At 47.1% G+C, this 13,907-nt stretch carries 8 protein-coding genes and 1 pseudogene; 1 reads left to right on the top strand and 8 read right to left on the bottom strand.

Going from position 1 to position 13,907, the window contains the following annotated elements; all coding sequences use genetic code 11:
* The first annotated feature begins 254 nt into the window (after positions 1 to 254).
* Positions 255 to 464 carry a helix-turn-helix domain-containing protein gene (locus H5336_RS23885; protein ID WP_185235285.1) on the top strand — a complete coding sequence of 70 codons (210 nt, stop codon included), beginning with the start codon at positions 255 to 257 and terminating at the stop codon, positions 462 to 464.
* A 71-nt stretch (positions 465 to 535) separates the two neighbouring features.
* Here H5336_RS23885 and H5336_RS16225 read toward each other — a convergent pair whose 3' ends face one another.
* From H5336_RS16225 to H5336_RS16190, 8 genes and pseudogenes are all read right to left on the bottom strand, one after another.
* On the bottom strand, positions 536 to 2,119 hold the full coding sequence (locus H5336_RS16225) for a glycoside hydrolase family 28 protein (RefSeq protein WP_185235284.1): 1,584 nt from the start codon (positions 2,117 to 2,119) through the stop codon (positions 536 to 538).
* Between the two features lie 615 nt (positions 2,120 to 2,734).
* Positions 2,735 to 3,430: a transporter substrate-binding domain-containing protein gene (locus tag H5336_RS16220; RefSeq protein ID WP_185235283.1), complete on the bottom strand. Its 696-nt coding sequence runs from the start codon at positions 3,428 to 3,430 to the stop codon at positions 2,735 to 2,737.
* A gap of 516 nt (positions 3,431 to 3,946) precedes the next feature.
* A complete protein-coding gene (locus H5336_RS16215; RefSeq protein WP_185235282.1) occupies positions 3,947 to 6,352 on the bottom strand; it encodes an RICIN domain-containing protein in 2,406 nt (801 codons plus the stop codon).
* Between the two features lie 335 nt (positions 6,353 to 6,687).
* Positions 6,688 to 8,349 (bottom strand): annotated as a pseudogene (locus H5336_RS16210) (pectinesterase family protein); the annotation flags it as partial.
* A 190-nt stretch (positions 8,350 to 8,539) separates the two neighbouring features.
* Positions 8,540 to 10,294: a pectate lyase gene (gene pelA, locus H5336_RS16205; protein WP_446697319.1), complete on the bottom strand. Its 1,755-nt coding sequence runs from the start codon at positions 10,292 to 10,294 to the stop codon at positions 8,540 to 8,542.
* Between the two features lie 236 nt (positions 10,295 to 10,530).
* Positions 10,531 to 12,339, bottom strand: coding sequence for a cellulose-binding domain-containing protein (locus H5336_RS23460; protein ID WP_446697318.1), 1,809 nt, complete (start codon positions 12,337 to 12,339; stop codon positions 10,531 to 10,533).
* Between the two features lie 610 nt (positions 12,340 to 12,949).
* Positions 12,950 to 13,147, bottom strand: coding sequence for a cellulose-binding domain-containing protein (locus H5336_RS16195; RefSeq protein WP_185235279.1), 198 nt, complete (start codon positions 13,145 to 13,147; stop codon positions 12,950 to 12,952).
* Between the two features lie 28 nt (positions 13,148 to 13,175).
* Complete coding sequence (locus H5336_RS16190; protein WP_185235278.1) at positions 13,176 to 13,856, bottom strand: SCO family protein; 681 nt, start codon at positions 13,854 to 13,856, stop codon at positions 13,176 to 13,178.
* Between the last annotated feature and the right edge of the window lie 51 nt (positions 13,857 to 13,907).

Below are 13,907 nucleotides of genomic sequence, written 5' to 3'. Positions count from 1 at the left end.
GCCTTAATAATCGCAATTTTAGTGCAAATAACAGCTTACAGTACCTACCTTGTGCGTTATGTCATTCAGAATATATCCCGAACCAGCTGAGCGCCAGCGCCGCAACAGAGTTGAATAAATATTTTTGAGGAACTTCTCTCTTCAACGCAGCTACATCTAGACGAAGATATGCCACTACCCAAGCTTGCCTCTTTGCTCGGTATTTTACGCAATCAACTCTCTGAAACTATTTAACGTTCATAATCAAACGATTTTTGTTATATTTCAATAATCTACGTTTCAACCAAGCCCTACGATCGCTCGACGCTGAAAACAACAAACTCTCGATTGCCGATATCGCCATTCAATCTGGCTTCAATAGTCGCAATAGCTTTTACAAAGTGTTTAAGAAGAAAACCGGGATAACGCTCACCCTTTATCGCAAGTATTTTAAGCAAGGATCGCACACGGAAACGATTGAATAATAGGCTGAAGATTTTAGAAAACGAAGCCAACTTGGAAAGCAGGCCCCAAAAAACAGCTAAAGAAGCGTCTCTTAGATGGGTGACAATTCTGAAGGAATGGATTTAAACACACTGTCAGGACAAGGGAATGCCTTCGATTTCCCTTCTCCTATTTTTTTTACGCTAATGCTTTCACCCGCTTCTATAGGCAAATTTGTTACTGCGCCTGGGCCCAATGTAAATTCCACATCGTGGTAATGTTTTTTACGTAATTCAGGTGTCTGATCAAAAACAACATTATCCAATTGGATTTTTAAGGGGTTAACCACAGTAGCTGTTCTATAACCACTAAAACTTACCTTAGCCTTATTGTATTTTGCTCCAGGGTAATCAACGTAATGAACGTTGCGTAAAACCACATCATGAATATTAGGCGGGTGATTGGTATCATTGGTGGAGCTATAGTATGGGCTGAAAACCAGTACATCTTTCATTCGGCGCAAGCAAACATCCTGATACAGAACATTACTAATTTCTCCGCCTCGCTTACCGTCGGTTTTTATACGTAAGCCAACGCCATGACCACTATCCTGCCCATCGAAATTTAAATCCCAAATTTTAATATTCTCTACGCCAGCATCTGTTTCACTACCAATGGACATGCCATGACCATAGTAGAACTGATTATGCGCATATAGATGGTTTATTGTTTCAGGGGAATTTTTACCCTTACCCGATTTGATCGCAACATTATCATCACCAGTAGTAATGTAAGAATACGCAAGCGTTACATTTTTACTGCGGCCGGGGTCGATAGCATCCGTATTCTTAACCAGCTCAGGAATAAAACAGCTACTGGGGCGACTAAGGTTACCCGGCTCGGGCATAGTGCCCTTGCCACACTTGTAACCGGGAACAGTATACGCAAGTGAAGGCGTTATCACTTTTATACCCCAAAAGGTTAACCCTGTAACATCCTTACTGGCAACGTGAAACTTCGCACCATTAGTAATGGTAATTTTATAGAAAGTGAAATTTTCACCACCCACAACCTCAATCATGCGCGGATTATTTTGTTCCAGTTTAGGTTTAGCTTTACTTTGTATGGAAAGGTCCCACCAAGTGGTTTTACCGGCGTAAGGACCGCTGGTCAACACACTACCGCCACGACCATCAATAACACCCTCGCCAACAATACCGCTACCCACCGTATTTTTTGCGGTAATCCATGTTTTACAGCGGTTTTTGATCTTCGGCTGTGCTGTACCACAGTAACTGTCGCCCAGATCGTAATCGGCAGGGCTACGCGAAGCAAACAGCGTTACACCCTTATCAACCCATAAGCTCACACCCGACTTAATTTCAATAGGGCCAGCTAAAAAGGCATTTTTTTCGCCATCAGTAATTATTTTTACCGCCTGACCACGGGGGCAGGCATTCATTGCCATTTTAAGCCTCTCGGTATCGGGGTTTGAATTCTTCGGGTCGGCATCAACGTCATCCGGCAACCTAAAATTCTTGGCTACCAACGATGCCTTCAGGGCAATACAGACTTTGGGGAAACTAGGCTCGGGTGGCAGTAGCTTATCCAATTCATTGATTTCTACTCGCGCTACACCCGCTGCACTGTAAACATGCAGTGACATTAGCAAGACGAAAGACAAAAGTTTATTCATAACGGGTTACTCACGGAAGGGAACATCAGGTGACTATAACGTTATAGCCTATAACGGGAGGCATTATACGCGAAGGTCTGTAAACACAATAAAAACAGCTCGAACGGGTTAAAACGGGGGCTCACCCTGAAGCTTGACAAATCCGATGGAGAATACCGCTGGGGCTACACTCAAGGATTAGTGCTACAAGGGTTTCTTAACCTCGCAGAACACACGCAGGCTCAAACTTACAAGCGCTAAAAAACGCGTATTTGGACCACTATATTATCGATAAAGGCAATATTCGCACACTGCATATCGTCGAATTCAATTTAAATGGCGTGAAACAAGAATTACTTACCTACCTACCTACAATGCCAAAACACGCGCTATACAACTTAAGCAAGTTTGTCGTAGCGCAGGTTTAGGTGGAATGACCTACCGAGATGGTAGCTATAGGTAGTACACCCAAGAAGTCGACATCGTTACGAATGATGCTCATGGGTATTGGTGCCTTGCTATTGGCCCTGGTCGAGTTTTCACAACCACAGTAGCGTTAATGACCCCGCGCACTCGGAGCAGGCCACGCGAATAGGTCGTAATTGAAAAAACACGCTTTTAGTAACCGCTTATGCGCTAAAGATTCTCATCTTCATTCGGTAGGTTTTCTTTAAGTAAACTGTCTTGAAGTAAGCTATCAGGAGAAAACCATAGCTCCTTGCGTTTTAATGGCGTTTTTGACGATAAGTGTGGGTTTGACAGCGAAAATATTTTTCGCTCCTGTAAATTTGCCCAACGTATATTGTCGCCGAAATAGCGCACAAATAACGCTTGAAACGAGCCATCTGCCAGGGCGTTTTCAAAGCCCAAGGCAATAAGGTCGGCTAGCGCCTGGTTTTTATCTGCTACAAAAAAATAGGCTGCTGTTGGATAGCGCAGCACTATAGATTTTTCTACTACAAATCTTTCAGACGGAAATTTTATAACTTCATCTTTAACTTCCGCGACACTTCGAGCGAAGTAATCTATACGGCCACTGTCCAACATCTTAAACAACGACTGGTAATCCAGTGCTGATCGCACATAAAAACCATTGGACTTAAGTACTTCGGTATCCGGCCAAGTATAGCCTTGGCCGGCCTTTAGCCGCTTCATATCGGCTAAAGATTGTATACTCGACATGCGATTTACATCAGCTGCGCGGATAAAAAAGATACGCCAACCAACCAAGCCACGATACACCGGATAGCGTACAGGCTTTAAAGCTTCTTCCAAGTCCAGATTAGTATGCTGAAGCATTACGTCGATTTCTTCATTCTGTACGTACAACACAATACGTTCCCAAGGAATAGTCCTGAGCGGAATTTCTTTAGAATATATGGCTGACCCGACTTTTCACACAGCAAGTGAAGCAACTCAAAAGCGTATACACCCTGAGTGCGGTAAATGTTATGAAGGTCCAAAAGGGGGTAGCGAATGCTAATCGGCCGAACACCTTCCTGCAGGTTGCCAGACAGTATCCGTGTAGACTCCTGACCCCAGGCATTAACCGCAATTAAGCTGCAAGCCAGCAACAGAATAAAGAGTTGTTTGAAGCACCGAAGGAAAACGCTTTTATGTGCGCAGCACAGCATCATGCTAAGTATTGCCTTGAAAAATCGTCGTTTATGCAAAACCGTCATTAAAAAGCCATGTTTTATTGAGCAAACCCATAGTACGTAAAATTGTAGCGACAGCGCTTTTCCAAGGTTAGTGTGCTCCTGCGAGGGATGCCAGAATTTCTGACCAACAGACATAAAAAAAAGGGGCCGAAAGGCCCCTTAAAGCGCGGGTACATACATGCGTAAATTAGTTAGACTTAATACCCCATACGGCGGTGCCGTCTGCCGATAGTGCGGAGAACACCACTTCAAAGCGGTTGCGCACCTGATTCCACTGACGGGAAACGATGCCCTGAAAGTTCACACCGTTAATGGCAACAGACATATCACGTGAACTCTCGTTAAACGACCAACTCCCACTGGCGCTGCCACTAACGGTGCCATTACTGTTCAACTGGATATCACTGGAGCCTTTGATATTGCTAGACATATCTTTCCCGTGATTAACCAATTGGTAACTACCCGCAACTTCGGAGGCTAATATAGCTTCCAGCTCGGCACGACTGCGGTTGGCATTGTTACTGTCAATTTTCTCTGCGTAACGCAGCGGTGAAACCACCGGCCAACCGTCGGCGTTGATGTGAAATTCATGTACGCGTATTTCGTGCTCTTCACCACGGTTGGGGAAGCGCGAATGAAATATAACGAAGTACTGACCCGTATCGGCTTTGCGGTAGGCCGAATTGTGGCCTGGAGACGCATAGCCCAACACGTTGTTAGTACCACTGAATAGGTGGTTACCCACCAGTTTTACCCCATGTAGGCTGATACTGGCATCATCAAACAAAGGCAGGCTAGGATTGGATTTCACGTTCGCCATATTGGTGCCATTAGTATCGTAATAGGGGCCTGCGGGGCTGGTAGCTCGGGCCACGCGAATGTTATAACCGCCGTCCGCACCCAAACCGCCAAAGCTGCTGAACATGTAGTAGTAGCGTGTTTCCGGGCTGTGAATAACGTAAGCGCCTTCAATACGCGCATGATTGCCACCCATTACGTGGGTGCCGTAGCCTTGACCGCTGTAGGGGAAGCCTGTGCTAGGGTCTAGCTCCATAACAAAGATGCCGCCGGAGTAAGAGCCGTAAACCATCCACAGGCCACCGTTAGGGTCGCTGAATACCTCAGGATCAACGGTGTTCGGATGAACCAGCGCATCGAAAATAGTGCCATCTTCACTGGTTTGGCCCCACATGCCAGAGCGCAGGAAAATACCCTGGTTGCTGTAGGCACCTTCAACATTCCGCGAAGTCGCAATACCCATAGCCGACAGCGGTGAATCACCACGACAGGCGTTGTAATACATCATTAACTGACCGTTCAGGTTGTAGACACCTGGCGCCCACAGCGTGGTGGTTTCGGCCCAGCTCAAGGCTTCGGCCAAATCACTTGGGGCATTATTAAACAGCGGGTTGTTGCCGTTCACACCGTCGGCAACGCGATACCAATTCATCAGGTCGGGGCTGCGTGCAGCGCTTAAATGTGAACCAAACACATAGTACTGTCCATTCTCATAAATAATGGATGGGTCATGCACGGCAATATTGGTGAAACCGGGCGCGACAAAATTAATGTCTACTGGCACAGGGGTGGGTATTGGGGTGGGCTCAGCTGTAGGTGTGGGCGTAGGCTCGGCCGCTGGTATAACCGTAGGTGTCACGCTGCCGTCACAGTTGCCCGCGCTTACGGCTGCTCCGGTTACAGTGAGAGTATCGATGTTGCCAAGACCGGAGCCAGAGGTGGCTTCCAATCGAAGTTGGTGAGTGCCCACTGCCAGCCAAACCTCAGCATTCCCGGTCTCTACCCACGCAGACCAACCGCCAGTGCTATCAAAGGCTACACCCGTAAACTGAACACCGCCGTCCACAAGCAGATCTCCGGGCCGTGCGCTGCTGCCACCATTAGCGTACCGCCATTGCACGGTATAGTTACCTGCTGTTGCAATACTCAGCGACCATTCAACACCGTTGCCACTGGCATTAGCTGTATTAGCAAAACCACTCCCGCTGTACCCTGAATTGTTGGTGTCTACGCTACCGTCCACAGCGCAAAAGCCGGTCTGGTTTTCTTCAATACTGATTGTCACGTTAGGATCTTGCAAGGGCGCTACCAGCCACAATTGCGCATCGCCACCCCACCAGCTCCACTGCGCAATATTCGCACCGTCGGCGGTATCAAAATTCAGCAGGTCCAAAGCCTTACCCGAAAATTTGTTAATAATGCTGACGTAGCCATCGGTCTGATCGGTGACGGTCCACAATTGGGATTCACCTCCCCAATAGTCGTACTGCACAACATTGGCGCCATCGTCGGCATCCCAGTTGTACACTTCCATAGCTTTGCCGCTATTGACGTTAATGAGGGAGTAATCGTCGCCACTGATATTGGTAATTTGCCACTGCTGGGTAGCATGCCCGCTGCCAGACCACTGCTGCACATTGGCCGAGTTTTCTGTACTGAGATCGGCAATTTCCACAAATTTGCCACTGTATTTCGATTCAATTGTGTAAACACCATTATCGAGCGCCCATAGCGCAGGGCTTAACCCTACAATGGACACGAGCGCACCGAGTCGCCAGATCAAAGATTTTTGCATGCGATAATTTCTCTATTTTTATATTAGGTGGCACATCACACCGCTAAAAGGTGCCCACCATTTTTAGGTTTAGGAATTCAGATTCAGCCCGGAGGGCCATTTTGCCGATCATTTTTTTTATTAGGCCGCGAACTACCAAGCAGCATGAGCTGGCGGAAACATTTTATATAACAATATGATTTAATTATCAGGAAAGGAGATTATAAAATACGCCACAAACTCGGTTTTATATTTTGACTAGAATACTCAGAGCAAACCGATGTGCGAGCAAGAAAGGGATTATTTGCGGGAGAAAAGAAAGGCCAGCGCTGTGGGACACAACGCTAGCCGAGTAATTACTGACTAAAACTAGGCGTCCAGCTGCCAAAGATGTTGTCTACCGTATACAGCGCTGCTTCAGAGGCGCCAAGCTGGCGAGACTGAGAAGCTCGCTGCGAGGTGCCAGCACCGGTACCCGTGTTTTGGTATTCAGCAAAGCGCGCAGTATCGAGCGTATTCTCACTCATGGGCACCCAGCCCACTGGAGAAATATGCCGACCTAGGTTCACGCGCAGATACGTCGCTGCACCATAGGGGCGCCAATTGCGACCAAGGGCAACATGATCGGTGCTAACAGCCGAAGCGGTTGTAAGTTCACCTCCCAAAAAGACGAGGCCAAACTCGCTAGTATCCGGAGTACTCGGTGCGGTCACCGAAGTACCATTCACTAGGCTATGAACCGTGCAATTTTCAAATACCGCCGTAGAGGCACCAAAAATATAGTCCACACTACCTTCCACGTAACAGTCACGGAAGTACTGAGTACCACCATGGGTGTAGAGCGTGTCCTGATAACCTAGGAAACGCATATTGCGGAATTGTCCACGCTCGGCCGAAACCCGAAACGCCACAGCCTGAGTACCTGGCCCACGGCTATTTTCGACGGTGAGGTTTTCCATGGAAATATCATCGGCGGTAATCGATACGCTGTAACTAGCCGAAGTTCCGCCTGCGGTATCGGCGCCATCATCATAGGTGAGTACAGTAGAAGCCTGCTGACCACTGTCACCACAGAAGGTAATATTTGGCCGATCGATCAACAGTTTTTCGTAGTAGCTTCCCGGACGAATTTGAATGTAGACCGTCGAGCTATTGGAGCTTGATACACTGTTCACCGCAGCCTGCACGGTGCTGTAATTACCCGAACCATCTTTAGCAACGGTTACCAAAGAGCCAGACGGCGCATTGCTACAGGCGGTTGTACCGCTGGAAGAGGAGCTAGAGCTGGAACTGCTCGAACAACTGACCGTAGAAATACCATTACCCACCAGCGACAATGAATCGAGATTCGACAGCCCTTCAGCGGTGGTTGCTATCAACGCAATTGCATTAACGCCATTAGTTAACGACACATTGACGGAGGCTGATGTCCAACTCGTCCAAGACCCGGTAGAAGCAAAATCCACAGTGGCAACAACACTACCGTTCACCGTAACGCTTGCAGAACGGCTATTACCGGAACCATTAGCGTAACGCCATTCCAGAATATAGCTGCCGCCATCGGCAGACACACTCCAGTTCACCGCTGTACCGCTCTGGTTGTCGGTATTGGCAAAGCCGCTGCCAACAAATCCAGAATTGTTGTTGTCGATACTGCCATCAACACTACAAAAGCCGCTTTGATTTTCTTCAATGGTTAATTCCGTTGTTCCCTGAGAACTGGAACTGGAGGAACTAGAGCTTGAACTGGAAGAGCTTGAACTGGAAGAGCTTGAGGAACTTGAAGAACTAGAACTAGAGGAGCTTGAAGAACTTGAAGAACTTGAAGAACTCACAGAGCCATCGCATTGCCCCAAATCACTCCAGGAGTAATCACTACCCGGTACAGAGTTGGTGTACCAGTTAGCCTGGAAAAGCGCTCCCTGATAGACCATCTGATCACCGCTATTCGCGTGATTAAAATCACCACCAGACCAATCTTTTGCTGTCCAGTTTGGGTACTCATTTACACCATTGCAATCTGCCGCCAGAGTACTGGCCGAAGCCAGCAGTAAAACAGACGCCACAGCGCCGTATTTTAATACGCTGGGCGCTCGTAATTTACGCTCTAAAAAACGAAGCATAATAAAATCCTTAGTTATTTTTTTCAAAAAACTGATAAATAAGAAAAGGCGCTTATTGCGCCTTTTCTTTCCACAGAAACGTGTATCAATACCCCACATTATTCGCGTAGGAAATTATTTTTTCACCGTAGCTACCACCCCAACTGTAACCATTACGGCGCTCTTCAGAAATTCCCATGATGTCGTACACCTTGCGACTGTCACGATCACTGAAGAAGCCTTCATTGGTATATAGGTCGTAGAAGCGATACCACACTCGACTGCCGGGCGAGTACACAAACTTTTCTTCCACGGAGCTGGTATAGGTATATTCTTCCAAAATAGTATTGGGGCTACGGAACCAGGCAATAGCGGCTTTAACAGCCGCTTCTATTTCCGCCGTTTGCGGCTGGGTCATCAGGAACGCAATAACCTCAACCGATTCACTGCCGCTTAACGATTCTAGCTCATATGCGCGAGCCATTTTAGGCAGATAATCGGTAGCTCCGTGTTGAGCACACCACACCGTTAGCGCACCATTCTGTCGCCACTGGGAATTCAAAATATACTCAACACCGTTGTTAATTGCGCGCTGCATGGCAGCACGATCAGTATCAGTGAACGTATCATTATCGAAAGGCGCATTACCTTGGCTAGCGTGGTGCAGCATCGTCAACACGTTTGCCATTGCATTATCGTTATAGGTAACATGATCGGAATAGCCACCTGTTAATGGCCAGATTTGCGGCCATCCACCGGTGGAATATTGTGAAGACAAAATAAAGTCCATACCGTTACGTACCGCATTACGGTATTGCGTATTACCGGTATTCTTATAACTTTGCGCCAGGTAAATCATTTCGGTTACGGTTGCACCGTTATCGATAGTACCGCTGGCATTTCCACCGCTACCCATAGTGTCGTAGGTTTGATTTTTTGGCCATCCGCCATTGTCATACTGATAAGACAATACAATATCGGCCTGACCTGTGCCCCACTTGGTTTTTGCACTGTTAAAGCGACTGTGTACTGGGTTGCCGTCCTGCGACAATATTGGCCCAGTACCCTGCTCGCAACCTCCTGTTTGTAATTCATTGCCAACCAGTGTTAACGAATCGATATTCGCCAAACCACCCGACATGGTTGCCACCAAACGAATTCGGTTTTCACCCGCCTCTAAATTTATAACTGTGCTGGCGGTTGTCCAGCTTGTCCAAGCACCTGTAGACACTAAATCCACAGTCGCCTGCGTTTGGCCGTTTACAGTCAATGAACCCGAACGGTTATCGCTGGAACCATTAGCGTAACGCCACTGCAAAGAGTAACTACTGGCATATGGCACATTGACACTCCACTCAATGCCGTTACCACTCGCATTATCGGTGTTCGCAAACCCAGTGCCGGTGTATCCACTATTATTAGAATCAACTGAGCCGTCAACATCACAAAAACCAGCGGTATCTTCCTGAATAACTAGCTCGGTGCTTCCCTGTGAGCTGGAAGAAGAGCTGGAACTTGAAGAAGAACTTGAAGAACTGCTTGAACTTGAGGACGAACTAGAAGAACTCGAAGAACTGCTGGAACTTGACGAGCTACTCGAACTGGAAGAGCTGCTTGAACTTGATGAGCTAGACGAGCTACTGGTACCGTCACACTTCCCCAAACTGCTCCAGGAATAATCACTGCCGGGTACGGAATTGGTGTACCAATTAGCTTGATAGAGTACACCCTGATAGACCATTTGATCTCCAGCATTCGCATGATTGTAATCACCACCAGACCAATCCTTCGCCGTCCAGTTTGGATATTCATTCGCGCCCGCACAGTCTGCCGCCAAGGTACTGGCCGAAGCACACGACAAAACAACAAACGCTGTCGAGCATATTAACGTCTTAACCATAGTGTCTTTCCTTATTATTTAGAGGCTTTCATTCTCCATTAACTTTCAAAACCCATCAGTATTCTTGGGCTACTACTATTGCACTACTACAGTAGTGCAGTAACCACCATTTCGTTTACACAAAAACTGAACCCAACAGGCCTAAATTCTGTTGCTGATTAAAAAGCCCACTTTTTCGTGGGCTTTTTAATTTCGTTTTAATTACAAACGTTGTAAGAACCACCACTTACGGAAACATTATTCCAATTCACGTTATCGCCACAGGGACTTTCACGCACACTGGCATTGTTAACCGTTAAGTTTGAAATAGTCACATCGCTGGTATTGGTCATGTCGGTACGTGCTGCAATACGCACTTCTCCACCACCGTTAATCACGCCGCCGTTAATGGTAACGTTGTGGCAGTTTTCAAGCAGAATGGCATTATTACCGTTATTGGCAAAATCGATGTAATCAATTTCTACACCACCGGATTCCGATACACAGAACAGACCGCGACCGCCGCCACGTGAGACCACGCGGTTCACACGAATATTGGTGGGGTAGCTGCCGTTAACAAGCCCGTTGGTATTGGCAAAGCGCAAAGTAGCATACCCGGTGCCGGTAGCGACATTATCACCGTCAACCAAATCAATCGTGGCGTTACGAGAGTTGTTTAGCAGCAAACCAGCGTAAGCCACATCTCGGGCTACAACTGTGCCTATGGTCAGGCCATCAACATTCCAGGTTTCTACGCCGTGATTGCCCGTACCGGAAACGTAAATATAATCCATGGTGACATTAGTACTGCCCGGCAGATCCCGATCAAAACGAATACCCAAACCACCACTCATGCGCAAATCAATTTGCCCGAGGTGCAGGTTGTGAACGTCAGCAAAACGTAAACCAAAATAAGGGCTACCGGTCATTTTTAAGTGCGGAATAGACACGTTGCTCTTGCCAATGACATCCAACGCTCCACGACCAGCTACGTTCCCAACATTCATTGTGCCACACACTTCAAAGGTAATATCGCTAGGCAGGATAATGTAACTTGCACCAATATCACCGCTGGCTATAACACTCACACGCTGACCTGCACCCACACTATTAATGGCAGAAACAATCGCTGCACGGTAATCGCCACCCGCACTATTACCATTTACCTGATAGTTACCTGAACTGCCCGTTACCGTTGCATGGGGGCTACCGCCGCCACAAGCGCCGGTGCTAGATGACGACGAACTGGAAGACGAACTAGATGAAGAGCTAGAGCTGGAAATAGCACAGCTAGCAGGCTGCGGATTATTCCCCACCACACTCAGCGAATCCACATTCGCCAACCCTTCAGCGGTATTCGCTACTACGCGAACATCGTTATAGCCACCGTTTAAATAAATATTGAGCGAAATGGTGGTCCAACTTGTCCATGCACCCGTTGAAGTAAAATCAACAGCGCCTACACCAGCGCCATTAACCTGCAAACTACCGCTACGATTATTGCTGGAACCGTTGGCGTAACGCCACTCAAGAATATAGTTACCGCCGTAGGGCACATTCACTCGCCAGTTCACTGCGGTACCGTTAGCATTGTCTGTATTGGCGAAACCACTACCGGTATAACCGCTGTTGTTACTATCTACACTACCGTCAACGCCGCAAAAACCATTTTGACTTTCTTGAATAACAATTTCTGAACCACTCACAGAGCTAGAACTTGATGACGAACTAGAGGAAGAACTCGCGCTGCTGATTGAACTACTTGATGAACTGGAAGAACTTGATGAACTGCTGGATGAACTACTAACACCGTCACAAGCCCCCACAGTTGTCCACGAAAAATCACTTCCGGGAACAGTATTGGTGTACCAGTTGGCCTGATAGAGAACCCCCTGATATGTAATGGTGTCTCCGGCGTTTGCGTGATTGTAGTCGCCACCAGACCAATCTTTTGCCGTCCAGTTTGGATATTCATTTACGCCGGTACAGTCTGCCGCAAGCACAACGGCCGAACCACCCGAAACCACGGCAAACACAACCGCTCGTAATAGGCATTTAATCATTTTTTATCCCCTTGGAATTATTAGATAAAATCGAGAATTTCAACAAAACAAACTGACTTCAACTCGCAGAGGCCTAAGGTCTTTTCTGCATACAGACAGTTTTATTTTTTAAGCACAACGCTTTAACGTAACGCCCCAAACAAGCCAAAGCGAACGGCCGCTGAGAAACATTTAGCTAACTTATTTGTATTGAACAAACTAACCGACTGATCGGACTCAACGTTTGAGTCATGTTTTTGAATTGTTATTGGACGCTGCAAATCATTATTTTTATATCGCGCAACTGCCATTCGGTTTCACTATCTTCACCCAATATAGCGGTAACGAAGGCAAGAAATACTGCTGAGAAAGGATACGCATTGACCAGAACAGTGTAAAGCCAATTTTATACATCAAAATGGAATTAGACTTACCAATTCTAATTAGGATTATGATTAGGACGATCTGATGTGACCAAATCAGCACTTGTGGCCTGACGAACCCAATTGCGTCACACGAAGCGCAAATGGCAGTTAGAAACGTATGCATGCGCCAAACACAAAAAAAGCTCGAAGAACTGGAGCTTGGCAAACGGCTAGAGCTTGTTGAAAACAATCGAACGGCTAGAAATCGATATTCCACCACAGGTACCTAGGTTTTTCCAAGAGGCATCTCTACCGGCTGGCGTGTTGGTATACCAGCTAGCTTGATCCAAAGTATTATTGTAAACCAGCTGATTTACAGCGGTGGCATTTACCGTAGGTAGTACCACCGGCAACCACCACATCACCATTCGTCAAGACCGCCGAGTTAGTGTGCCGCTACGGAAAACTCATAGGCAGTTGTTCAGAAAAAATCGCTATCAGCTCACGAACGATTCTTTCTTTGTCCACTGGGTCGCCCTTATAGCGCTGCAACATGCGGCCTTTTTTATCAACCAACCAAAGGGAGGTTCGATGGATTTGGGGCTTACTATTCAAACCCTCACCCAGCTCATCAAAAAAATGTAAGCGCTCGGTAAGCCTAGCGATTTCAGCCGGATCGCCGGTTAAAAAATTCCATGCGCGGTCATCGGCTTTTTGCATGAGAACAAATTTATTTAATACTTCGGGGGAATCCCGCTGCGGGTCGATGGACATCGAAACAAAATGTACTTGCTCGCGAACATCTTGGGGAAGCTGATTTCGCACCTCCAGCAACGACCGTGTTTGCGTGGGACAAACCGATGAGCAATGGGTAAAAATAAAACTGAACAGAACAACCGTGCGCGTAAGCGCGTGCGGATCGAACAACACGTCGTTCTGATTCACCAAGGTTAACCCAGCAAAATTACTGAGAAAACTAACCGTTGGGATTAGGCTGGAAGCATCAGATGTTTCTACTGCGGGATAAACCGCGGTAGCCCCAGCTGTATGGCTAGAAATAGGTTCTGCCTGACTACAAACACAAGTAAAGCCAAGCATGCCAAGGACTGCAAGCCCCAAGCGCTTTCGAAGTACCATAACCCTTTTGTTCTAATTTTATTATTGTTGGATTAAAGACCCCCCCCAAAA

The organism is Teredinibacter franksiae (genome assembly GCF_014218805.1).
In the GTDB taxonomy this organism is placed as follows: domain Bacteria; phylum Pseudomonadota; class Gammaproteobacteria; order Pseudomonadales; family Cellvibrionaceae; genus Teredinibacter; species Teredinibacter franksiae.
The sequence above is the reverse complement of the archived record's forward strand: the minus strand, read 5'-3'. Positions and strand labels throughout refer to the sequence as shown.